A 23,250-nucleotide genomic window follows, 5' to 3' on the forward strand; every position below is an offset into this window, starting at 1 on the left:
GCGGGACGGCGATCACGCCGTGGACGCCGCGCGCGCAAGGTCGGCGGCCGACGGGAAGCCGGGAATGCCGCGCGCCGCGCGGATCGCGCGTACGATCGCGGCGCGCACCGCTTCCGCCGCCATCGCGCCGAGCACGGTCGCGTCGGCCGCCGCCGGATTCGTTCCGGTGGCCAGGGCGAAGAGCGCGTCGCCGTCGAGACCGGTGTGCACCGGAGCGATCGCGCGCGGCAACCCGTCGTGCGCGACGCGCGCCAACAGGTGCGTTTGCAGCTTGTCCAGCGCGACGTCGGTGGCGACGACCCCGATCGTCGTCGCGGTCGCCGGGCGCGCGCGCGTCGGCCGCTGACCGGCCAGCAGCGCCGCGACCGAACCGGCCAGCGCGCGCCCGTCGGGCGTGCGCAGCCCCGCGAGCGGCGTCGGGCCGTCGAAGACGTCGCCGATCGCGTTGACCGCGACCAGCGCGCCGACCGTCACCCCGCCGACGCGGACCGACGCGGTGCCGATGCCGCCTTTCATCGCGCGCTCCAGGCCGAACAGCTTGCCGACCGTCGCCCCGGCGCCGGCGCCGACGTTGCCTTCGGCCGGCGGTTCGCCCGACGCCGCGGCACACGCCGCGTAGCCGGCGGCCGCGTCGGGGCGGATCGCCGGATCGCCCACGCCCAGATCGTAGAGGATGGCGGCCGGCACGATCGGGACGCGCGCATACGGGGTCGCGTAGCCGATCCCGTGCTCTTCGAGCCACCGGACGACGCCGCCGGCGGCGTCGAGGCCGAACGCGCTGCCGCCGCTGAGCAGGATCGCGTGCGCGCGCTCGACCGCGCCGAACGGCCCCAGCACGTCGGTCTCACGCGTGCCCGGCGCGCCGCCGCGCACGTCGCACGCCGCGACGGCGCCGTCGGGGCCGCAACAAACCACCGTACAGCCGGTCGAACGAGCCGGCGCGGTCCAGTGCCCGACGGCAAGCCCGGCCACGTCGGTGATCGTGCCGGGAACCGCGCGGTCGAGTGAAGAGAGCATGAGAGATCGGCCGTTCTCGCAAGGAAGAGAGGAGAGCGACCGGGCATCGTCAGAGAACGAGCGGTCCGGCACACTCCGGGCGCATTTGTCAACGCCTACTTGAGGAGACTCTCCATGAAGACCCGCTTCGGAATGGCTTCCGTCCTCTTCTCCGCCGGCTTGCTGCTGGGCGGCTCGGTCACCGGCGTCGCGCTCGCGCGCCAGCCCCACATGTATGCCGCCCGCACCGACCTGCGCTCCGCCCTGGGCGAGCTGCAGGCCGCGGATCCCGACAAGGCCGGCCATCGCGTCAACGCCATGAACCTGGTGAACCAGGCGATCGGCGAAGTCAACGCGGGCATTGCCGCCGGCCGCATGTAGCCGACCGCTTCATCGCAGCGCACGCGTTGCCGATGAACAGAAGAACGGCGCCGCTCGCGACCCCGGGCGGCGTCTTCTTTTTTCCCCCGCCGCTGCACAGGAGTCCCGCGTGCCATCACCGCGCCGCCGTCTCGACGCCACCACCCGCGTGCTTCGCCGTCCGTGGGGGCCGAGCGGACACGGCGGCGTCGGCGGCGAGTTGCTGATGGCGGTCCGGCTGATCGTGGCGATCGCCGTGAGCACGCTCGCCTACGCCGCTCTGCAGGCACTCGGCATTCATTAGCGGCATGATCGAGCCAGGGGGCTCATGATCGACGAAACCAAGCCGTTCGACTCGAAGGCATTTCTGGCCGCGGTCGGCGACGGACGAGCGATACGCTCGTACAAGAAGGGCCGCGTCGTCTTCGCGCAGGGCGAGACGGCGGACTCGGTCTTCTACGTCCAGCGCGGCAAAGTCAAGCTCGGGATCGTCTCACCGCGCGGCAAAGAGGCGATCATCGCGGTCTTGAACAGCGGCTCGTTCTTCGGCGAGGGGTGCCTGGCCGGCCAGCCGCTTCGCATGGCCACCGCGATGGCGATGACCGACTGTTCGCTGGTGCAGGTGCAGCGCGCCACGATGGTCCGCGTCCTCCACGACGAGCCGGAGTTCTCCGAGACGTTCATCGCCCATCTCCTCACCCGCAACATCCGCATCGAAGAAGACCTCGTCGACCAGCTCTTCAATTCCAGCGAGAAGCGGCTCGCGCGGATCTTGCTGCTGCTCGCGAACTTCGGGAAAGACGGCCACCCCGAGGAAGTCATTCCGCAGATCAGCCAGGAAACGCTGCCCGAGATGATCGGAACGACGCGCTCGCGGGTGAGCTTTTTCCTGAACAAGTTTCGCAAGCTCGGGTTCATTGAGTACAACGGCGGCATGCACGTGCATACCTCGCTGTTGAACGTCATTCTGCACGACTGACGACGCGCGGCGCGCCGAGCGCTTGGCGTGATGAGCAATTGTGACCAGACGAGCGAGGGCGGGTCGTCTATGATGACAAGCCTATGCATGCATGGCTCAGCCGGCTTACCGTCACGCTCGTCGCGCTCCTGTTCTGTGGTTCCGCGGCGTCTGCGCAAACGACGGCTCCGGCCGAGAGTGACTTCGGACACGCGCCCTCGGGCGAGATCCCGATTCTCTACAACGACCACACGGTGTACGCCAAGCCGGACGTGCTCAAACGCGGTCGCGTCTTGGCAGCGCTGGTCCAGGACAATCGGCTGTTCGTGCCGCTGCGCAGCATGTTCGAAGCGATGGGCGCCACCGTCAGCGCCTCAGCCGACGGCCTGACCGTCACCGCCCAAAAGCCCGGCGCGATGATCTCGGTCACCGTCGGCAAAAACGAGGTCGTCGTCAACGGTGAGTCGCGGCCGCTCGACGTCGCGCCGATCGTGTACCACGGCATCGTGCTGGTCCCCGTGCGCGTGATCTCCGAAGCGATGGGCGCGTACGTCCAATGGGTGCCGGGTCAGCGCGTCGTCGTCGTGCGGTATCTGCCGACGCCGGTCGCGCCGCCGCCCGCGCCGGTGCCGACCGCGGTGCCGGTGGCCTCGCCGCCGCCGACCCCGATCCCCAGCCCGGTGCCGACCCCGATCACGGCCCCCTCACCGTACGGCGGTTTCATCGAAGCCGCGGTCTCGGACACGCAGACCTTCAACGAGTTCTCCGACGGACTGCGCTGCCCGCAGTCCTACGACGTCGCCGCGGCGTACGCGTTCGGGCCGCGCTCGCCGTTCGCGGTCAAGGTCGACTATCACCAGGACGTCTACGGCACGACCAGCAGCGTCGTCGACGCGTACGGCAACCACTACACCGGCTTCGCGACGATCGACGGCGGCTACGCCTTCACCCCCGAGTTCGTCGCTCGACAGAGCACACTCGACGGCCGCATCGAATACCAGGTCGCCGCGCCGCGCATCTACGTCGGCATCGGGTATCTCCACACCGCGAACAACTACGGCTACCCGCAGCTCAACGGCGTCGGCTTCGGCGTTGAGAAACTGCCCGAGCTGCGAACCGGCGTGAGCTTCTTCGGTTCCGCGTTCTACTATCCCAGCGCCACCGGGACGTACACGATCAGCAACCCGGCCAGTCCGAACGTGGGCATCTCGTACCGTCAGCAGTACGCGATCACCAAGTACGACGTCGGGTTGGCGCTCGTCGCCAACCACTTCCCCGTGTACCTGTACGGCGGTTTCAGCGGCGACGAATACCGCGCGCGGGCGTACGCTCCGATCAACCAACTGCACGATGGTCCGTATGCCGGCCTCGGCGTGAAGCTCTAACGGCCGAAGGACGAATCGCATGCGCACGAACCGACGCCTCTCGCTCTCGATCAGTCTCGTCGTGATCGGATTCCTCGCGGTCGTGGCCGGATGCAGCGGGGGCGGCTCGAACTGTTGCACCGCGCCGCCGTTCCACGCCACGCCGACCCCCGGCCCGGGGGCGACACCGCTGCCTCCCGGCGTGACGCCTTCGCCGACGCCGCTGCCCGGCGCGACACCGACGCACACGCCGACGCCGACGCCGACGCCCACACCCACACCGACGCCCACGCCCGCGCCCCCGGCGCTCTCGTGCAGCCAAGGAGCCGGCTCCATTCCGCTCGGACCGGCACTCGCGCCGTTCGCGATCCTGGCCGGCTCGACGGTTACCAACGTTGGGCTCACCAACGTAACGTACGCGACCGGTGCCGTCACCGCCGGCGTCAACGACGATCTCATCGGCGTCTCGCCGGGGACCGCGATCACCGGCTTCTATCCGCCCGGCACCGATACCGACGGACCGAACGCGATCTACGGGGCCGGATACAACGCCGACGCGGCCGTCCCGCTGAACGCGCAGACCGCGCTGATCGCGGCCTACAACGCGGTCGCCGCCAAGCCGGCCACCGCGACCGTCGCCGGCGATCTCTCGCAGGCCAACGTCCCGGGTTATCCGACCGGCACGCTGCCGCCGGGCGTCTACAAGTCGACCTCGACGCTCTCGATCGCCGCCGGCAACCTCACCCTCGACGCGCTCGGCAACGCGCAGGCGGTGTTCGTCTTCCAGATGGCCTCGACGCTGACGACGACGCTCAACGGCGGGACCAGCGGCAACGTCGTCCTCGAGAACGGCGCCAGCCCGTGCAACATCTACTGGCAGGTCGGCAGCTCGGCCACGCTCGGCGGCGCAACCTTCTACGGCAACGTGCTGGCGGTCACCGCGGTCACCATCAACGCGCCCACGTTCGGCGGCCGCGCGCTGGCCCAAGGCGCCGCGGTCAGCATCCCCGTCGCCGGCGGCTCGATCATCACCAACCCCGGCGGTAACTGAGCTCGGTTCAGGCCGCGGCCGCCTTCAAGTCGCGCACGATCTCGGCGCACGGCGCGCACAGCGTCGGGTGGTCGGGATCGCTGCCCAGCGGCAAGTACTTCCAGCAGCGCTGACACTTCTCGCCGGCGGCCGGGAACAGCTCGACGGCCGGCGCGCCCTCGCGCACCGCCAGCCCGCGCAGCGACGAGACGACCAGCGCTTCGCGCAGGCCGTCGCCCAGCGCGGTGAAGCGCGTTTCGAGCGACGCCGGAACCGTGACCGCCGCGTCGAGCTGGAAGTCGCGCAAACCTTCGCTGGCCGCGACCTGCGCGCGCAAGCCCTTGAGCACGGCCCACGCCTCGAGCGCCGGCTCGTCGAGCGCGCCGACCCGCGGGAACGCGACGTCGAAGATCGAGTCGTGGCCGGCGCGCAGCGCGGGATCGAGGTGCTGCCACGCCTCTTCCGCGGTGAACGAGAGGATCGGCGCGAGCAGCACCGCGACGGTGCGGAAGATCTCGAGCAGCGCGGACTGTGCGCTGTGCCGTCTGCGCGCGTGCGGCGCCGAGGAGTAGAGCCGATCCTTGAGCACGTCGACGTAGAACGCCGAGAGGTCTTCCTTGTCGAAGCGCTGGATCGCGACGTAGGCCGCGTGCAGGTCGAAGGCGCGGTACGCCGCGATCACCTCGGCCGAGAAAGCGTCCAGCGCCGCCAGCGCGGTGCGGTCGAGCGGCTCCATCTCGGCGCGCGGGACGACGTGGTCGGGCGTGAGCCCGTCGAGCGCGCCCAAGAAATAGCGCAGGCGGTTGCGCAGGTTGCGGTAGACGTTGGCGAGGTTGTCGAGCAGGTGCGCGCCCAGCCGGCAGTCGCCGGTGAACTCGGTCGAGGCGACCCACAGCCGCAGGATGTCGGCGCCGTACTTGTCGATCGCCTCGAGCGCGCCGATGTAGTTGCCGGCCGACTTGTGCATGGCGTGGCCCTTCTCGTCCACGACCCAGCCGTGCGAGATCACCTCGCGATACGGCGCGACGCCCGCGATCGCGACCGAGGTAAGCAGGTTCGAGCGGAACCAGCCGCGGTACTGGTCGCCGCCTTCGAGGTAGGCGTCGGCCGGGAACGGCAAGCCGCGCTCGACCAAGACGCCGCGCCAGGTCACGCCCGACTCGAACCAGATGTCGACGATGTTGCGTTCCTTCTCGAACGCCGTGCCGCCGCAGCGCGGGCAGGCCAAGCCCGGCGGCGCGTAGGCCGCGATCGGCTCGGTCCACCACAGATCCGACGCGTTGCCGTCCGCGAGCGGCCGCGCACGCATCGCGGCGGCGAAGTTGCGCGCCAGCGCCGGCGAGAGAAACGTCTCGTTGCAGGCGGTGCAGACCAGCGCCGGAATCGGCGTGCCCCACACGCGCTGGCGCGAGACGCACCACTCGGGATGCTTCTCGACCATCTGTGACATGCGCGTCTCGCCCCAGGCCGGCAACCACGTCACGCCGTGCGTGGCCGCTTCGGCGCGCTCGCGCAGCCCGTTGCGGTCCAGGCCGATGAACCACTGCGCGGTGGCGCGGAAGATGACCGGGTTCTTGCAGCGCCAGCAGTGCGGGTAGCTGTGCTCGTACGACTCGGCCGCGATCAGCGCGCCGTTGGCGCGCAAGTCCTCGATGATGCGCTGGTTCGCATCGAAGATGAACAGGCCCGCGTACGGTCCGGCCTCGCCGGTGAAGCGCCCGGCGCCGTCGACCGGATTGATGACCGGCAAGCCGTAGCGCGCGCCGGTCTCGAAGTCGTCCTCGCCGTGGCCCGGCGCGGTATGGACCGCGCCCGTCCCGGTCTCGAGCTCGACGTAGTCGGCCAGCACGATGGGCGCGTCGCGGTCGAGGAACGGGTGGCGTACCGCGAGTCCCGCGAGCGCGTCGCCGCGCAGCTCGCCGCGCAGCGTGCCGGCGCCGGCGCCGATCCGCTCGAGCACCGGACTCGCCAACGCCTCGGCGACGACGACGTCCTCGGCGCCGGCGCGATAGATGCCGTACAGCGCGTCGGGCTTGAGCGCGATCGCGACGTTGGCCGGCAGCGTCCACGGCGTCGTCGTCCAGATCGCGACCGACAGCGGCGTGCCGTCGTCGTCGAGTCCGGCCTGGTCCAGCAGCGCGCGGCGCTGCGCGTCGTCGGCGCGGAAGCGCACGTAGATCGACGGCGAGACGTGGTCCTTGTACTCGATCTCCGCTTCGGCCAGCGCCGTCTCGTCGACGACGCACCAGAGCGTCGAGCGCAGCCCCTTGTAGAGGTAGTCCGCCTCGGCCAGATCGGCCAGCGATTCGACGATCGCGGCTTCGAAGGCCGGTGCGATCGTCATGTAGGGCTCGTTCCAGCGCGCGAACTGCCCCATCCGCTGCATCTGCCCGCGCTGGCGGTCGAGCCAGTACAGCGCGCGCTCGCGGCAGGCGCTGCGCAGCGCGATCGGGTCGGCGGTGCGGAAGTCTTGCCGGAGGTGGAGCAGGGTCTCGCGCTCGATCGGCAGCCCGTGCATGTCCCAGCCCGGCACGAAGTCGGCCACCTCGCCGTCGAGCAGATGGATCTTGACCAGCGCGTCCTTGAGGAAGCGGTTGAGGAAGGTCCCCATGTGCATGTCGCCGTTGGCGTACGGGGGACCGTCGTGCAGCGTGAACGGCGCGCCGCCCTGGGCGCGGTTGCGCGCGACCCGCTTGCCGTAGACGTCGTGCTCGAGCCACCAGCGGGCCCGGTCGGGCTCACGCTTGGGCAGCTCGGCGCGCATCGGGAACGCGGTCGAGGGGAGGTTGAGGGTCGAGCGGTAATCGCGGGCGGTGGTCTCGGGCATGCGACCGGACCTGTTCTACGCGGCGGCGCCGACCTCCACGTCGGAACGCAGCTCGACCGGGGCCGGCAGCGGCCGCGCGCCGCGCTCCTGCGTCCAGCTCTGCCGTAACAGGAAGGCACCCAGGACGGCGTACCACGCGTAGATCGGATCGTGGGTCGCGGCGACCGCCGACACGCCGGCCGCGACGAACGCCAGCGCGAAGCCGATCCCGACCCGCGACGCCAGCCGCGTCGCACGGCGCAGGTCGCCGAACCGGCGCCAGGCCAGCGCGCGCAGCACGCGGCCGCCGTCCATCGGGAACGCTGGAATGAGGTTGAAGACCGCCAGCACGCCGTTCGCGACCGCGAGATACGCGGCCATCAGCGCGGGAGCCTCGCCCCACGCGGCGCCGGCGAAGCGGTCCAGCAGGGCAAGCAGACCGAGTGCGACCAGCGCGAGCACCGCGCTCATGGCCGGTCCGGCGAGCGCGATCAGCGCGTCCGCGCGCGGCGTCGCCGGTTCCTCGTCGAGCAGCGCGACCCCGCCGAACAGGAACAGCGTGATGGCGTCCGTCCGCACCCCGAACCGGCGCGCGGCCAACGCGTGCGCGTACTCGTGGGCGATGACGCTGGCGAACAGCGCCAGCGCGCAGATCGCGGCCAGGGTCAGCGCTTCCCAGCGCGGCAACGCCGGCAAGCCGCCGGCGAGCACGACGGTGACGAACGCGTAGACGGCGAGCCACGAAACGTGCACGCCGACGCGAATGCCGCAGAGACGACCGATCGTTACAGTCCCTCGCACCGTGATGCGCGACGTTCGCGCACGCGAGTTACGTGCCTGCCGACTTTCGTGTCGTTCGCATCACGATTTCGTTCAAGACCTCGAAGTTGCGCTCGGCGAGCCGCTCGACGTCGGAGCGCACGGAGCGCAGATGCGCGCTGAGCGCGGCGCGGCGTTCCCACGCGTCGTCGAGCCGCCGCGCCAGCTCCTCGCGCGACGGCATCGCGCTGCCCGGCACGAACAACGGTTCGAGCGGATAGTGCAGGTCGTCGGTCAGCGCGGCGACCTTCGGGTCGTACGGCAGCGAGATGAACGGGACGGCCAGCCGCGCCGCGATGATGAGCGCGTGCAGCCGCATCCCGATCACCAGCGAAGCGCGTTCGATGACCTGCGCGGCTTGGCCCAATGGATAGTCGGGCAGCAGCACCGGCGCGGACGCGCAGCGGCGGATGACGGTGGTCGAGACCTCGGCGTCGGACGCCCCCCCGAGCGGGAGGAACGCGACCCGGGCCCCGTAGCGATCGGCCAGCCGGTCGACGACGAACGCCAGCGCTTGCGCCGTCGCCTCGGCGCCTTGCCACTTGCGCATCGAGACGACGACCAGCGGCGTCCCGTCGTCGGCCAGCCCTTCGGCCGTCAGGTCGAGCGGCTCGCTGCCGGGTTGGAAGAGGAAGACGGGATCGGCGGTGCGCTCGATCGGAACCTCGGGCAACAGACCGTGCAAGAGCGAACGCGACTGCTCGTCGCGGACGGTCGCCGCGACGACGCCCTTGCAGCACGAGCGCACCACGGCGCGGCCCCAGAAGTCGAGCGGACCGACCGATTGCGCGAAGATCATCGTCGGGCGGCCGGCATGGACCGCCGAGCGGATGACGGCGCCGTAGTAGAGCAGGCTGCGCAGGCTGGTCACGTTCTGCAACAGCCCGCCGCCGCCCGAGAGCACGACGTCGGCGCGGTCGATGGCGGCCTTCACCCGCGTGCGGTCCATGCGCGGCGTCGCCTCGACGCCGTAGGTCCGGGCCGTTTGCGCCGGATCCCCGCTCAGCACGTCGACCTCGCAGGCCGGCCAACGCGCGCGCAGCTGCTCGACGATGATCTCCAGCAGTGCCTCGTCACCGAGGTTGCCGAAGCCGTAGTATCCGCTGAGCAGGAAGCGCGGGACCATCTCACGCCGCGGACGGACGCAGCCGGCGGTAGATCGCGATCGCGATCGCCCCGACGATGACGCCGATGACCGCCCCGTTGACCAGCCGCAGCGCCGAGATCGCCAGGTGGGTGTGGAGGTGCGAGAAGGTGTCGACCACGTCGCTCAGCCCTAGCCCGATCGCGAGCGCGAACAGCCAGCCCCAACGAGCGCGGTCGACCGGCATCAGCGCCGGCGCCAGCATCAGCGCCGGGAAGCCGACCACGAACTCCTTGAAGCGCGGGCGGACCTGCAGCCAGGTGGTCAAGTGCGCGCGCAGCGCCAGCTCGAAGTTCGAGGGCGCGATGTCGCTCTGGTTGCCGCTGCGCACCAGCACCAGATAGCCCACGCCCAGGATCACGACGCCCAGCAGCAGCTGCAGCACCGTCACCGGCGCGCTGGCGAACCGGTCGGGCGGGACGCGCGCGCCCCAGCGCGGGGTGAACAGGTAGAGCGCGAGCGCCAACAGGGCGGGCAGGATCAGCACCAGCCGCACGCCGCTGAAGCGGTCGATCTCGAGCATCGTCAGCGGCGTGGACAGCAAGCCGATCACCACCAGCACGCCGCCCAGCGTGACGGCGGTCGCCAGCGCGACGACCCGGATGCCGTCCAAGATCGCGGCGCCGGTGGTCGGCGCGCGCGGCGACCGCAGCGCCGGCGCGATCGCGGCGAAGCCGGCCAGCGGGAAGACGATCGCGCCGATCAGCGCCAACAGCTTGCGGGCGGCCATGTCGTGGTGGAGCGCGAAGCCGGCCAGCACCAGCACCAGGTCGAGCACCACGGCGACGACCAGCCAACGCATCCCGCCGATGCCGAACTCGCCGAGCAGCAGCAACACGATCGCGGGGACCGCCAGCGAGCAGAGCGCGATCTCCCACCACACGCTCACGAAGCGGTCGAACGGCGTCGCGCCGCCGATCCGCAGCCCCGAGGCGCGGATGCCGGCCGCGATCTGGCGGACCAGCTCGACGTTGGTCGCCTCGATCGAGCGCCCGTCCCACTCGTGCGCGAACGGCCGCAGGTAGACGACCCGCACGTTGCGCTCGCGCACCCCGAGCAGATAGCGCTGCACGATCTCTTGCGGCTGGAGCTTGTCTTGCTCGAGCTTGCTGATCGCTTGGACGCGAACGGTCTGGCTCGGCAAGAGCCGCGCCAGACCTTCGTTCCCGGCCTGGTCTTGCTTGGGATCGTAGGTCTCGATGGTGCCGAAGCTGACCTTGAGCCGCTGCATCTCGGCCGCGGTCGCCGGCAGCTGGTCGGGATATCCGAGCACCTGATTGCGCAGCCCGAAGAAGATGACGGTCGAGACCCGGTTGCCGCGCACCGCCCCGGCCAGCAGCCCGTCGATCTGCGGGGGACCGAAGCGCTCGTCGTTCTGCAGCCGCGGGATCAGCTTGAGGCCGAGCTCGTGCGCCAGCGCGACGCGATCGGCCGGCAACCCCAGGCCGACCGTCTGGAAGTAATCGCTCTGCGTGCGGATCGCGAACACGGCCGGCAGCGCGCGCGGCGCCGTCAGCCGCCGCACCGCGTGCGCCGAGAACTTGAGCGGGAGCTGGAACGCGTAGCGCGCCGCGGTCGGACCGTCGTACGCGATCAGGTACATCTCGTCGGCCCGCAGCTGGTGAGCGCGGTTCAGGCGGCTCAAGGTCGGGTCGGTCAGTCCCGTCAGCCGGGCCTGGTCGAGCAGCGTCGTCCCGGCGTAGGCGGCGGCCGTCGACGAGGTGGAGACCGCGCCGCCCAGCTCCTCCTGGACCGAGAGCGAGGTCAGCCCGGCGCGCCGCAGCGCGATCAGGAACGCCCGCTCGTCGTAGGCGTACGACCGCGCCAGCGCCTGGAAGTCCTGATCGTCCATCGCGATCTCGACGCGGTTCGCGCGATGTTCGTGCCGTTCGCGGCGTACCGCGACAAAAAGGCAGGCGAGCAAACCGAGGGCCAGCAGCCCCAGCAACAGGCGGCGATACGTCACGGGCCCGCGTTTTCGGCCCGAAAACAACAAGACCCGCCGTGGGCGGGCCTTGTTGCCGTCGCGTAGCAGGTTGCCCTACTACCGGGTGTGGGCGACGTTGATAGCGCCTTGCGGCGCGCCCACCCGCGACGGTGGGGAGTGAATTGGAAACGCCGACCGGGAATCCTCCGGCCGCTGCGTCGTCCCGAGTTAAAACTGCTTTACTAGGTCGCGGTACGGTAAAGCCGTGTGCGCCGCGTCAGGTGCGCCATACCGGATCGCGCTTGCCGACGAACGCGCCCATGCCTTCTTGCGCGTCCTCCGCCAGCGCGTTCATCGACATGACTTCCTTCGCGTACGCGTACGCTTTGGGCTGGTCGAGATCGATCTGCGCGTAGAACGCCGCTTTACCCAGCCCGACGACGAAACTGGCGGCGTCGGCGATGCGCGCGGCGAGCGCGCGCGTCGCGGCGCTCAGCTGTTCGGGCGGCACGACGCGGTTGACCAATCCCCACTCGGCGGCGGTCTGGGCGTCGATCGGCTCACCGGTCAGCAGCATCTCCATCGCGCGCTTGCGCCCGATCGCGCGCGTCAGCGCGACCATCGGCGTGGTGCAGAAGAGCCCGATCTTCACCCCGGGCGTCGCGAAGCGCGCTTCGCTCGACGCGACGGCGAGGTCGCAGGTCGCGACCAGCTGACAGCCGGCTGCGGTCGCGATCCCGGCGATCTCGGCGATCACCGGCTGCGGGATCGCCTGGACCGTCTGCATCAGCTTGACGCACACGTCGAAGGTGCGGCGATAGTCGTCGACGCTGCGCGCCAACATCTCGCGCAGATCGTGACCGGAGCTGAAGGCCGGACCGACGCCGCGCAGCACGACGACGCGCACGCCGCGATCGGCGCCGAGCGCCTCGAACGCGGCCGTCAGCTCGAGCATCACCTCGAGCGAAAGCGCGTTCCGCTTCTCCGGACGATTGAGCGTCAGCGTCGCGATCCCGTCGTCGAGATCGAGCAAGAGGTGCTGATACAACGTCGTCGCGAGCATGAAGGAAGGTTCGGGTCGCCCGTACCCGGCGCCCTTTCGGGCGACTACTTGCCCCACGGCCAGGGGAACCCGAAGGTGAGCGCGCCGCCCAGGTTGGTCGGACCACCGGGGATCGGGCGCTGCTGCTGGATGAGCACGCGGGCGTGGCGGCCGACCTGGGCCTCGGCGTACCACAGCAAGGTGCGGGTCGCCGCCGGCGCGGCGGACGCGTCTTCGCGGATGCCGACGTAGGCGTGGTCGCCGAGCGCCCAACGCAGCCGTGCGAAGCCGCCGGTGGAGGCCAGCGGGTCGCCCGCGCCGTCGGCATTAACGTCGTGGCCGTACCACTGCTCGGCCAACAGCTCGAGCCGCCCGTGCCGCGCGTCGACCGAGATACCCTCGCGCGTGTACGCGTCGTCGAAGGTCGGCTTCGCCAACTGCGCGATCGCCGCGTCGCCGTCGAGCAGGTCGAGCCCGACCCGCACGTCGTTGGTGACGACCGGGACGCGGAAGTACAGTCCGTACTCGGGCGCGGCGAACGTCTGTGACGTGCCGGTCGCGACCGGCTTGCCGCCGTACGCCGAACCGGCCGCGTTGCCGAACGCGATCGTCGTCGCCAGCGTCGCGACGCCGACGGGGCGCTCCATCTCCAGTCCCCAGCGCGGCGTCGCCAGCGTGAGATCGTCGAGCCCGAAACGCGTCCCTTCGTAGCCGTAGGTCGTCAGCGTGTCGTTGCGCTGCGCGGGCGAGTGCACCAGCGGCAACTCGAACAGGCCCAAGCGAAACAGGATCTTCGAGGGCTGGTCCTTGTACGCGAGGTAGCCCAAGAACAGCGAGGACGGACCGCCTTCGCTGCCCAGGCTCTCGTGGAAGAACGCTTCGACGTCGCCGATCTCGGCGGCACCCAGGATCGCGCCGGCCGGCACCGTGCGTTCGCTGCCCGGTTCGGGCGGATTGGTGTAGCCGATCTGCTCGCGCAGCGCGAGGATCGTCGTCCCGTGCTTGGGCAGGCCCGGCAGCCGGTATCCGTTGTTCCGGAAGGCGTTGCCGAACGCGTTGAGCTCGGGCAGCACCGAGTGACAGACGCCGCACTGGAAGCCGTAGCGTTGCGCGAAGATCGGAATCGCTTGCGCCGGACGTGGCGCGAGCGCGCCGCTCGCGACGGACGCTACCGCGAGCAGCGCGACTCGCAGCTTATCGAACAACGATCGCTCCGCGCATCGGCGCGCCGTAGTGGAAGAAGCAGCCGTAGAGGTAGGTGCCGGGCTTGTCGGCCAACAGCTTCTGCGAGGCGTTGTTGGGCGCGAGCGCCCCGGTGCTCCAGCCGCCCGAGAGCGTCGTCCCCGACGCGGTCAGCGCCGACGAGCCGAACGGCGAGGCGGCGGGAAAGCTCGTCGCGCTCATCGAGGTCGAGGTGTGCGCGAACGAGTCCTTGTTGACGAACACGACGTACGTGCCGGCCTTGACGGTCGTCACCGCCGGCATGAAGCCGCCGCTGCTCCCGTACGGCGTCGAGGTGACGACGGAGGCCGTCAGCGAGATCGCGATCGAGGTCGTCGTCGCGTTCGAGGTCGTCGCCGAGCCGCCGCTGCTCCCCGATCCGGGGGCGCCGGCGGTGCAGCCGCACAGCGCGGCCGCGAGCACCACGGACAAAAGCGGAATGCGCACACGCGCACTCTCGCGCGCCGGCGTGAGCCCGCGATGAGGCGGCGCTCGGCCGCGGCTCAGACTTCTTTCAGATCGAGGCGGGGCAGCCGCGCGACGAACCGGTTGCGCTCTTCGAGCACGACGTCGCCGCCGTGCGCGCGCGCGATCGCGCGGCAGATCGCCAGGCCCAGCCCGGTGCCGCCGCCGTCCTCGGCGGCGCGCACGAAGCGCTCGAAGATCCGCTCGCGCAAGCCGCTCGGCACGCCCGGACCGTCGTCCTCGACGCTGAGCGCGGCGCGTTCGCCCTGCGCGCGCACGCGGATGCAGATCGTCGCCGTCGCGTGGCGCGCCGCGTTCTCGAGCAGGTTCTCGACCAGCCGGCGCAAGCGATGCGCGTCGCCGACCACCCACACCTCGTACTCCGCGTCGAGCTCCCAGCGCACGCCCTCGCGCAGCGGCACCGTCAGCGCGGTGCGCGCCAGCGCCCCCAGCTCGACCGGTTCCGCCAACTGCGGCGCGACGCGTTCGGTCCGCACCAGCGCCAGCAGGTCGCCGACGCCGGCCGCCGCCTCGACGGCGACCGCGGCGATGCGCTCGAGGCTGGCCTCGCGCTCGTCCGGTGCGCCCGCGCGCGCGGCGGACGCCAAGCTCGCGATCCGCGCCAGCGGCGTGCGCAGCTCGTGCGCCGCCTCGGCGGCGAAACGCGCTTCGCGCTCGCGCGCCGCGACCAGCGGGCGCACCGAGATGCGCGCCAACACGTACGCGGCGGCGCCGGCGAGGATCAGCAGCGGGACGTCGAGCAGCGCCAGGCCCAGCACGATGCGCCGCATCGCCTCGGCGTAGACGGCTTGGCCCTCGGGCGTGCCGAGCACCGGCTCGAGCATGTCGTGCTGCGCGCGCGCCAAGTAGACGTACGCACCCGCGTCGAGCGCCACCAGGACGACGACCAGGATCGCCAGATACGAGAGGCAGAGCCGCGCGACTACGCGTGCAATGAGTAGCCGACTCCCCACACGGTGGTGATGCGATCGCGCGCGCCGACCGCCGCGAGCTTGCGCCGCACGGCGCTCACGTAGACGTCGACGACGTTGCTCGACCCGTCGAAGTCGTCGCCCCAGACCCGCTCGAGGATCTGCGCGCGGCTGAGCGCGAGCCCGGCGTTGGCGGCCAGATATTCGAGTAACCGGAACTCCGTCGCGCCCAGCGGCACCTCGCGGCCGCCGACGTGGACGGCGCGCGCGCCGCGGTCGACGACCAGATCGCCGACGGAGAGCGAAGAGCGGATCGGCAGCGGGCTGCGGCGCAGCAGCGCGCGCACGCGCGCCGCCAGCTCGTCCTCGACGAACGGCTTGACCAGGTAGTCGTCGGCCCCGGCATCCAGGCCGCGCACGCGGTCCTCGACCGCGTCGCGCGCGGTCAGGAACAGCACCGGCGTCGCGATCCCCTCGGCGCGGGCGGCGCGCGTGAGGGCGAACCCGTCGCGGCCCGGCAACACGACGTCGACGACGGCGGCGTCGTACGTCCCGCGCAGCAGCAGCTCGTAGCCGCTCTCGCCGTCGGGAGCGACGTCGACGGCGTACTTGCGCCGTTCGAGCATGGTGCGCAGCGCCTCGGCGATCTCGTGCTGGTCTTCGATGACGAGAATGCGCATCGGTCAGAGCTTGTCCCGCAGATCGGCCGCCAGCGCGCGCAGCACCGGATCGGCCGCGTCGTGCGCACAGCGATCGAAGGCGATCCGGGCGTCGGCGCGCTGACCGTCGCGCAGCAGAACGGTGCCCAGCGCGAAGCGCGCGCGCGCGTACGCGGGCGAAAGCGTCAGCGCGCGCTCGAGCTCGGCGCGCGCGGCGTCGTCGCGTCCCGCGCGCAGCTCGACCAGCGCGAGGTCGTAGTGCGCGACGGCGTAGGCCGGGTCGTTGGTCAACAGCGTGCCGAAGTCGCCGCGCGCGGTCGCGAGGTCGCCGCTCTGCAACGCGGCCAAGCCGCGCCCGTAGCGCGCGAGCGCCGCCTGCGGATCGAGCGCGACGAAACGATCGCCGGCGGCGCGCGCCGCGGGCAGGTCGCCGCGGCGCAGCTCGATCGCAACCAGGTTCGCGGCGGCGGCGGCGAAGGAGGGGTCGAGATGCAGCGCTTGGTGCAGGAGCTCCGCGGCCGCGTCGTCGCGGCCGAGGTTCGCCTCCGCGAGCGCGAGGTCGTAGCGAGCCGTGGATCCTTGCGGCTCGGGCGGGTCGAGCGCGACCGCACGCTTGAACTCGGCCTCGGCGCCGGCCCACTCGCCGCGGTTCTCCGCGGCGAGTCCACGCTCGAAGCGTTCGTGCAGCTCGCGGCGCAGCGCCAGCGCCGCCAGCGCGCGCGGGTCGGTCGTGCGCGGCGCGGCGGTCGGCGTCGCGTACGTCTGTGCGAGCGCGCCGGCCGACGCCGCGGCGAACAACGCCAGCGCGAACACGGGCGCGCGCGACCGCACGTCAGTCTCCGGGCAGTCCGGCGGCGGCGGCCGTGTGCGCGCGGGCGGCTCGCTCGGGCGCGCAATCCCAGCCGGTTCGGCCGTTCTCGGTGATCGGGCCCAGCAGGGCCGGCGGTGCGCTCGGGACCAGCGCCGCGGGGTCGCCGAGGACCAGCTCGGCGCCCATGGCGCCACCGGCGCACGCGGCCACCGCGAGCGCGAGGGCTATCAGCCAGCGCCGCAGGCCCGTCACGTGCGGTAGTGTACGGCGGGGTCGTGAACGATTCCTGAGGAGCGGCCCGGCCCTCGGCCTACTCGCCTTGCTGGTCGCCACGCTGCTCGCGTTCGTCCGCCCGGCGGCCGCCGACGAGCTCGTCGTCGGCGCGCTGCGCGATCAGGACGGCCGCCCGGTCGCTGGGGCGCAGGTCGTCGCCCGCGACGCCGGCGGGAGCGTGCTCGGCCGTGATCGGAGCGCGGCCGACGGGACCTTCGCGCTGAGCGTCCCCGTCCGGCCGGTCACCCTCGACATCCGCGCCGCAGACACCGATCCCCAGCGGGTGCGGGTTCCGGCCGCCGGGCCGGTGGTCGCGATCCTGCCCCGGCATCGCGCCGCGGACCTGATCCCGACGGTCGCCGATCTCGCCGCGCTGCCGGCCGGCGACCTGGCCTCGCTGGCGTCGGTCGTCCCCGAGCGGTTCACCGGCTACAACGGGATCGACGATCGCGGGCTGGGCGGCGGGTACGGGGCCGTCACGATCGCCGGCCTTCCGTTCTACCGCCGCGGCGACGGCGCCGACGCGACCTCGCTCTTGCCGGACCACGCGGCCGGCTCGCTGAGCGTGACCGATCCCCTCGATGCCCTGTGGTACGGCGATCGCGCCGGCGGCGGCGTGATCGACGCCGACCCGTTCGACCGCCAGGACACCGTCCGGGCGACCGACCGCGACGCGCTGGTCGCCGGCGGCGGCGACCCGACCGCGATTCTGGCGACCTCGTGGGACCCCGACGGCGTGCGGCAGCTGGCCGGCGTGCGCGCGACCGGATCGCTCGGGCCGGTGCAGGCAGCCTTCGTCGCGCTCGCCGGCGACACGCCCGACGCCACCTACGGCGGCGTCGGGCTCGACCTGCGTACCGCGACGACCGCGCTCGATCTGGGCGCGCACCTGGCGCTGACCCGCGACGCCGCCGTGTCACCGTACGACGCGCCGAGTCTGCCCGACGTCGGCAGCGTCGCCGAGCTCGACCTCGACGCGTCGGCACGCGGGCCGGACGCGCTCGCGGTCCGCCTGCGCTGGCTCGACGAACAGGATCTCTTCGAGGGGGGCAGCGGTGCGCACGAAGACGCGGCGCTGGTGATCGGGACGACGCGCGGCTCGGCCGTGCGCACGACGATCGCGCTAGCGCTGGCGTACGGTGCCGATCGCGATGACGACGACACTCGCACCGGGCTCGCGCTCTTGCCGTCGATCTCGGCGGTCGCGCCGTTGAGCGCGGATTGGACGGCGCACGCGGGCCTGGGCGATGCGACGATCGGGATTCCCGGGACGGCGATCGCGCGCAGCTCGCTCGGCCAAGCCGGACTCTCGTACGCCGATCACCGCCGGCTGCTCGGCGACGTGATCGCGTACGCCGACGGCACCGACGATCCCGACGCGGTCGTGCGCGGCTACGCCGCCTCGCTGGGCTGGGAGTTCGCGCCGCTGCTCTCGCTGCGCGCGTGGGCGGCCAGCGACGGCGACGTCTACGAGCGGCTGTTGCCGATCTACGCCGGCGGCCCTCTCGGGTACGGCACGGCGGACCGAACGACGCAACGGCAACTGCTCTGGTTGACCTGGGACGTTCCGTTGCGGCTGGATCTGCTGGTGCGCAACGGCGCGCTCGAAGGCGCGGCGCGCATCCCCTTCTCCTCGCGCTTCGCGCTGGCGGTCGGCTCGTACCGCCGCGGCGCGACGCGCGTCTTCTCGGTGGGAGTGACCGGACGCTGATGCTTCGCAACCGTTTCTTGGGCACGCTCGGCGCGGCGCTCGCCGCCGGCCGAGTGACGGCCGCGTCCGCCGCGACGCCGCCGCCCGCGCGCGTGGCCGACCAGGTGCGCGCCGAGTTCCGCCACGCGTGGGACGGCTACGTCCGCTTCGCGTGGGGCGCCGACGAGGTCAAGCCCGTCAGCGGCACGCCCAGCGACTTCTTCATCCCCGGGCACTCGCTCGGCCTATCGATCGTCGAAGCGCTCGACACGCTGTACGTCATGGGCTTGGACGACGAGCTGCAGCGCGCGGTGCGCTGGATCGTCGACCGGCTCGACTTCGACGTCGACGGCGACGCGCAGATGTTCGAGGCGATGATCCGGCTGGTCGGCGGTTTGATCGCCGGCTACGCCGCGACCGGCGAACGCGTGCTGCTCGAGCGCGGCCGCGATCTCGCCGACCGGCTGTTGCCGTGCTTCACGAAATCGCCCACCGGCGCACCGTACCGGTACGCCAACCTGCGCACCGGCGCGGTGCGCGAGCCGCACATGAACCTGGCCGAGATCGGCAGCAACATCCTCGAGTACGGCGAGCTGACCCGTCTGACCGGCGATCCGAAGTACCTGGCCGCGTCGAAGCGCGCGTACGCGACGGTCATCGCGAAGCGCACGCCGTTGAATCTGCTCGGCACGTACTTCGACGTCGAGCAGGGGACGTTCGCCGACGTCCGCGACGTCGCGCCGAATCCGCCGGTCGACTCGTTCTACGAGTACCTGTGGGGCGGCTGGCAGATGCTCGGCGACACCGAGTGCCGCGACTGGTACCGGATGCTGACCGACGCGATCTTGCGCTGGCAAGTCGACCACGTCGCGGGGCGGCTGTGGTTTCGCCAAGTCGACGCGACGACCGGCGCGCCGCTGGGCACCGAGCAAGTCGAGCTGGCCGCGTTCTACGCCGAGCTGGTCGCGAAGGGCGGCGACCGGGCCGTCGGCGAGGCGTACTACGACTCGTGGACGTGGATGGCGCAGCGCTACGGCATAATCCCCGAAGTCTTCGACTACGCCACCGGCGTGGTGACGGCACCGAGCAACGAGCTGCGGCCCGAGTACCTCAACGCCGCCTTCGACTTGTGGTTCCTCACCGGCAAGCAGAAGTACCGCGACACCGCCTACGCGTACTTCGACGCGATGCGCACCTACTGCCGCGTGCCCAACGGCTACACCATCGTCCAGGACGTGCGGCCGCGCCCGATGGTGCTCGGCGATCTCTTCCCCGCCTACGCGTTCTCCGAGAACTTCAAGTACCTGTACCTGATGTTCGCGAGCACGCCGCGCTTCGATCCGGCGCAGTACTATCTGAACACCGAGGGCAAAGTGCTGCGCGGGCTGGTGCGTGCGTAAGGCCGCGCTGGCGCTGGGCGTGGCGCTGCTGGTGCTGTGCGGCTGCACGCGCGACGCGGGCACCGGCGTCGGCGGGCGCCATCCGTGGACGCAGCCCGGCGTGCTGCGCCTGGGCGACATCGCCGAGCCCGACAGCCTCAACCCGCTGCTCTCGACGATGGACCTGAGCTACGACATGTCCTCGCTGATGTTCTCGTATCTGGTCACGGCGAACGCGCAGGGAGCGCTCATCCCCGATCTGGCGACGGCCGTACCCACGGTGGCGAATCACGGCATCTCGGCCGACGGGCGCAGCGTCACCTATCACCTGCGGCGCGGCGTGCGCTGGCACGACGGCGTCCCGTTCGACGCGCGCGACGTCGCCTTCTCGTGGCGCGCGATCATGAGCCCGCGCAACAACGTCCTGCACCGCGAGGGCTACCAAGAGGTCGTGCGGATCGACACGCCCGACCCGTACACGGTCGTCGTCCGCCTGCGGCGGCGTTATCCGCCCTTCGTCACCCAGTTTTTCACCACGCTGCAAGAGGGCGCGAAGCCGGTCGTGCCGGCGCACCTGTTGGCGCGCTACGCCGAGATCAACGACGTCCCGTTCAACGCCGCGCCGGTGGGGACGGGGCCGTTCCGCTTCGTGCGCTGGGACCGCGGCCGCGACATCGTGCTGGAGCGCAACGACGCCTACTTCCGCGGCCGACCGAAGCTGGATCGCGTGGTGCTCAACGTCTTGCCCGACGCCAACACCGTCGCCACCAGCCTGCAGACGCACGCGATCGATCTGATCGTCAACGGCAACCCGGTCATGTACCAGCGCTTCCACGACGTGCCCGGGATCGTCGACCGGGTGACGCCGTGGAACGCGCTGCGGCTGATCATGTTCGACGACGCGCGGCCGGCGATGCGCGAGCCGGCGGTCCGCCGGGCGCTCAGCGTCGCGATCGACGTGCGCACGCTGATCGCCAAGCTGACCTTCGGCACCGGTGCGGCGACCGGCGAGCTGGGCGCGCCGACCTCGCTCGGGTACGCGCAGCTCCCGCCCTATCCGTACGATCCGGCGCTGGCGCGCGCGCTGCTCGAGCGCGACGGGTGGCACCTCGGTCCGGGCGGCGTGCGGGTCAAGAACGGCGCGCCGCTCGACCTGCTCTTCGTCGTTCCCGCCGGCGCCGACGAGCAGAACTTCGCCGTGCAGATCCAAGCGATGCTGGCGCAAATCGGGGCGCGCGTCACCATCAAGACGTTCCCGTACAAGGGGATCTTCGCGTTCGACGGTCCGATCGTGCGCGGGAGGTTCGATCTCTCGGTCTACGGCAACACGCTCAACTACGACCCCGACAGCACCAGCCTGCTCGGCTGCAACCAGTTCGTGCCCAAAGGCGAGAACGAGTCGCGCTTCTGCGATCCGCGCGTCGACGCGCTCGAACGCGCCGGCCTGGCCACCGACGATCCGGCCGAGCGCGCCGCGATCTATCGCCGGATCGGCCGCATCGTCCATGACGCGGTGCCGTACTTACCGCTCTACCTGCGCCGCCGCATCTCGATCTACAACGACGACCTGCACGGCTACGAACCGGCACCGATCGCCGGCCCGTGGTGGAACGCCTGGACCTGGCAGATTTGATCGGCGCCGCTCAGCGGGTGAGATACGGTTGCGCCCAGCGCAGCCCCGCGCGCGTGTCGGCGCGCGGGCGGTACTCGCAGCCGATCCAGCCGTCGTACCCGAGCTCGTCGAGCACGGCGAGCAGATAGGCGTAGTTCACCTCGCCGTGGTCGGGCTCGTCGCGGCCGGGGTTGCCGGCGATCTGCACGTGCGCGTAACGGCCGGCCAACGCGCGCATGCGGTGCGCCAGATCGCCTTCGCTGATCTGCGCGTGATAGAGGTCGAGCTGCAGCGCCAGGTTCGGTTCGTCGACGCGCTCGATGATCGCGATCGCCTCGGCGGTCGTGCGCAGCAGGTAGCCGGGGTTGTCGCGGGCGTTGAGCGGCTCGATCAGCACGGTGACGCCGACCGGTGCCGCCGCGCACGCGGCGCGACGCAGGTTCGCGACGTAGGTCTCGACGTACGCGGCACGGTCCGCGCCGGGCGGCACGATGCCGGCCATCGCGTGCACGAGCGGCACGCCGCACGTCCGCGCGTACGCGAGTCCCGTGCGCACCGCGGCCGCGAAGTCCGCCTCGCGGCCCGGCAGCGCGGCGAGCCCGCGTTCGCCCGCGGCCCAATCGCCCGGCGGCAGGTTCACCAGCACCAGCTCCAGCCCGTGCGCCTCGAGCCGCTCGCGCACCGTCTCCGCCGCGAGCTCGTACGGGAAGAGCACTTCGACGCCGCGGAATCCGGCGTCCGCGGCGGCGGCGAACCGTTCGCGCAACGGCAGCTCGGTGAACAGCCAGCTCAGGTTCGCGGCGAGCTTGGGCACCGCCGGCTCAGGCGGTACGCGGTTCGACGAACAGCGTTTGCGTCGCGACGCCCAGGTAGCCGTCGTCGTCGGCCAGCCGCGCCGTCGTGACGCCGCCGCCGTCGTCGCCGAGCGCCGTGCGCGCGTCCATGTAGATCCACTCGCCGCGCGGCTCGCGCGCCAGCGCGATCGAGAGCGAGGGCGGCACGAACAGCCACTCCTTGAACGGCAGCTCGCCGCTGATGCCGTTGGCCGAGTCGACGATCAGCAGCAGCCGCTCGAGCGGCGTCGGCGCGAGGCCGGGAAAGAGCGGCAAGTCGACGCGCGTCCACACGTGCGCGGGTCCGAGCGCGTTGAAGCCGCCCTCCACGAAGCGCCACTCGATCGACTTGGCGTAGCCCCAGCCCGACAGTCCGAACGCGGCGCCCGGTGTCGCTTCGGGGGGACGCGGCGGCGGTGCGTCGGCGGGCGTCACGCCCGGCGGAACGTGCAGTCCGGGCGCGCGCGCGATGCGCCAGATGCTGGTGCGCACCACGTCGCGGCCGCCCGCCGAGAGCGTTGCCTCCAGAAACTCGATCCGCTTGCCGGGCCGCACGACGCGCGTGGTGACCTCGATCTCACCTTGCGGGATCGCGCCGAGAAACTCCGAGCTGACGCGCGCCACGCGCACGTCGTCGCGCGGGTACGCCTCGTTCAGCGCGTGCACGAGCAGCGTCGTCGGCGGGCTGCCGTGCTGCAGGTTCGCGCCCCACGGGCTCGCGGTCGCCGCGCCGGCGTGAAAACGGCCGGGGCCGAGCCGCTCGAAGTACGCGTTCGCCATGCGGAGAAGTCGGCCGTGGTGCATGGCGCTTCCTGGTGGGCGATGACGGATTCGAACCGCCGACCCTCCCCGTGTAAAGGGGACGCTCTACCGCTGAGCTAATCGCCCGCGCCGTCGAGCGGCCTTCGCCGCGGCGGGAGCGCGCTCCC

At 71.5% G+C, this 23,250-nt stretch carries 22 protein-coding genes and 1 tRNA gene; 8 read left to right on the forward strand and 15 right to left on the reverse strand.

Annotation, left to right across the window (positions count from 1 at the left end; translation table 11 throughout):
- Positions 1 to 12: 12 nt before the first annotated feature.
- On the reverse strand, positions 13 to 1,017 hold the full coding sequence (locus tag VMD91_07565) for a P1 family peptidase (protein ID HTW83907.1): 1,005 nt from the start codon (positions 1,015 to 1,017) through the stop codon (positions 13 to 15).
- A gap of 114 nt (positions 1,018 to 1,131) precedes the next feature.
- Here VMD91_07565 and VMD91_07570 point away from each other — a divergent pair, with 114 nt between their 5' ends.
- From VMD91_07570 to VMD91_07590, 5 genes are all read left to right on the forward strand, one after another.
- Positions 1,132 to 1,377 (forward strand): hypothetical protein, encoded by a 246-nt coding sequence (locus VMD91_07570; GenBank protein HTW83908.1) that lies wholly within the window; start codon positions 1,132 to 1,134, stop codon positions 1,375 to 1,377.
- A gap of 148 nt (positions 1,378 to 1,525) precedes the next feature.
- Positions 1,526 to 1,660 carry a hypothetical protein gene (locus VMD91_07575; protein HTW83909.1) on the forward strand — a complete coding sequence of 45 codons (135 nt, stop codon included), beginning with the start codon at positions 1,526 to 1,528 and terminating at the stop codon, positions 1,658 to 1,660.
- Between the two features lie 24 nt (positions 1,661 to 1,684).
- The gene (locus VMD91_07580) at positions 1,685 to 2,335 is read left to right on the forward strand and encodes a Crp/Fnr family transcriptional regulator (protein HTW83910.1); all 651 of its coding nucleotides are present in this window, start codon (positions 1,685 to 1,687) and stop codon (positions 2,333 to 2,335) included.
- An 83-nt stretch (positions 2,336 to 2,418) separates the two neighbouring features.
- Entirely contained in the window at positions 2,419 to 3,699 is a 1,281-nt protein-coding gene (locus tag VMD91_07585; protein ID HTW83911.1) for a copper amine oxidase N-terminal domain-containing protein, read from the forward strand.
- A 19-nt stretch (positions 3,700 to 3,718) separates the two neighbouring features.
- Positions 3,719 to 4,729: an ice-binding family protein gene (locus VMD91_07590; GenBank protein HTW83912.1), complete on the forward strand. Its 1,011-nt coding sequence runs from the start codon at positions 3,719 to 3,721 to the stop codon at positions 4,727 to 4,729.
- 7 nt (positions 4,730 to 4,736) lie between these two features.
- On the opposite strand, the gene ileS is transcribed toward VMD91_07590, so the two are convergent.
- The 11 genes from ileS to VMD91_07645 all read right to left on the reverse strand — a co-directional run bounded on the left by ileS (position 4,737) and on the right by VMD91_07645 (position 16,720).
- Entirely contained in the window at positions 4,737 to 7,535 is a 2,799-nt protein-coding gene (gene ileS, locus VMD91_07595; GenBank protein ID HTW83913.1) for an isoleucine--tRNA ligase, read from the reverse strand.
- A gap of 15 nt (positions 7,536 to 7,550) precedes the next feature.
- Positions 7,551 to 8,267: a site-2 protease family protein gene (locus VMD91_07600; GenBank protein HTW83914.1), complete on the reverse strand. Its 717-nt coding sequence runs from the start codon at positions 8,265 to 8,267 to the stop codon at positions 7,551 to 7,553.
- 76 nt (positions 8,268 to 8,343) lie between these two features.
- On the reverse strand, positions 8,344 to 9,459 hold the full coding sequence (gene csaB / locus VMD91_07605) for a polysaccharide pyruvyl transferase CsaB (GenBank protein HTW83915.1): 1,116 nt from the start codon (positions 9,457 to 9,459) through the stop codon (positions 8,344 to 8,346).
- A 1-nt stretch (position 9,460) separates the two neighbouring features.
- Positions 9,461 to 11,443, reverse strand: a complete 1,983-nt coding sequence (locus VMD91_07610) for a DUF5693 family protein (protein HTW83916.1) — start codon at positions 11,441 to 11,443, stop codon at positions 9,461 to 9,463.
- A gap of 238 nt (positions 11,444 to 11,681) precedes the next feature.
- Positions 11,682 to 12,467, reverse strand: a complete 786-nt coding sequence (locus VMD91_07615) for an enoyl-CoA hydratase (GenBank protein ID HTW83917.1) — start codon at positions 12,465 to 12,467, stop codon at positions 11,682 to 11,684.
- A 44-nt stretch (positions 12,468 to 12,511) separates the two neighbouring features.
- Positions 12,512 to 13,651: a hypothetical protein gene (locus tag VMD91_07620; protein ID HTW83918.1), complete on the reverse strand. Its 1,140-nt coding sequence runs from the start codon at positions 13,649 to 13,651 to the stop codon at positions 12,512 to 12,514.
- Positions 13,641 to 14,114, reverse strand: coding sequence for a plastocyanin/azurin family copper-binding protein (locus tag VMD91_07625; protein HTW83919.1), 474 nt, complete (start codon positions 14,112 to 14,114; stop codon positions 13,641 to 13,643). The genes VMD91_07620 and VMD91_07625 overlap by 11 nt, the downstream gene beginning before the upstream one ends.
- Before the next feature lie 56 nt (positions 14,115 to 14,170).
- Positions 14,171 to 15,106, reverse strand: a complete 936-nt coding sequence (locus VMD91_07630; GenBank protein HTW83920.1) for a HAMP domain-containing sensor histidine kinase — start codon at positions 15,104 to 15,106, stop codon at positions 14,171 to 14,173.
- A complete protein-coding gene (locus tag VMD91_07635; protein HTW83921.1) occupies positions 15,076 to 15,744 on the reverse strand; it encodes a response regulator transcription factor in 669 nt (222 codons plus the stop codon). The genes VMD91_07630 and VMD91_07635 overlap by 31 nt, the downstream gene beginning before the upstream one ends.
- A 3-nt stretch (positions 15,745 to 15,747) precedes the next feature.
- Positions 15,748 to 16,554, reverse strand: coding sequence for a tetratricopeptide repeat protein (locus VMD91_07640; protein HTW83922.1), 807 nt, complete (start codon positions 16,552 to 16,554; stop codon positions 15,748 to 15,750).
- Position 16,555: 1 nt separating this feature from the next.
- Entirely contained in the window at positions 16,556 to 16,720 is a 165-nt protein-coding gene (locus tag VMD91_07645; GenBank protein HTW83923.1) for a hypothetical protein, read from the reverse strand.
- Positions 16,721 to 16,853: 133 nt separating this feature from the next.
- Between VMD91_07645 and VMD91_07650 the strand changes: the two genes are divergently transcribed.
- From VMD91_07650 to VMD91_07660, 3 genes are read left to right on the forward strand one after another with little or no spacing between them, the layout of a single operon-like run.
- The gene (locus VMD91_07650) at positions 16,854 to 18,518 is read left to right on the forward strand and encodes a carboxypeptidase-like regulatory domain-containing protein (GenBank protein ID HTW83924.1); all 1,665 of its coding nucleotides are present in this window, start codon (positions 16,854 to 16,856) and stop codon (positions 18,516 to 18,518) included.
- On the forward strand, positions 18,518 to 19,897 hold the full coding sequence (locus VMD91_07655; GenBank protein HTW83925.1) for a glycoside hydrolase family 47 protein: 1,380 nt from the start codon (positions 18,518 to 18,520) through the stop codon (positions 19,895 to 19,897). The genes VMD91_07650 and VMD91_07655 overlap by 1 nt, the downstream gene beginning before the upstream one ends.
- Entirely contained in the window at positions 19,890 to 21,509 is a 1,620-nt protein-coding gene (locus tag VMD91_07660) for a peptide ABC transporter substrate-binding protein (protein ID HTW83926.1), read from the forward strand. The genes VMD91_07655 and VMD91_07660 overlap by 8 nt, the downstream gene beginning before the upstream one ends.
- Before the next feature lie 10 nt (positions 21,510 to 21,519).
- Here the strand turns inward: VMD91_07660 and otnI are convergent, their stop codons facing one another.
- The 3 genes from otnI to VMD91_07675 all read right to left on the reverse strand — a co-directional run bounded on the left by otnI (position 21,520) and on the right by VMD91_07675 (position 23,209).
- Positions 21,520 to 22,302: a 2-oxo-tetronate isomerase gene (gene otnI, locus VMD91_07665; GenBank protein ID HTW83927.1), complete on the reverse strand. Its 783-nt coding sequence runs from the start codon at positions 22,300 to 22,302 to the stop codon at positions 21,520 to 21,522.
- 7 nt (positions 22,303 to 22,309) lie between these two features.
- Positions 22,310 to 23,101 (reverse strand): thioesterase family protein, encoded by a 792-nt coding sequence (locus VMD91_07670; protein ID HTW83928.1) that lies wholly within the window; start codon positions 23,099 to 23,101, stop codon positions 22,310 to 22,312.
- 33 nt (positions 23,102 to 23,134) lie between these two features.
- Positions 23,135 to 23,209 (reverse strand) — tRNA-Val (locus VMD91_07675).
- Positions 23,210 to 23,250 lie beyond the last annotated feature (41 nt).

It is taken from the genome of Candidatus Sulfotelmatobacter sp., assembly GCA_035504415.1.
Lineage (GTDB): Bacteria > Vulcanimicrobiota > Vulcanimicrobiia > Vulcanimicrobiales > Vulcanimicrobiaceae > Vulcanimicrobium.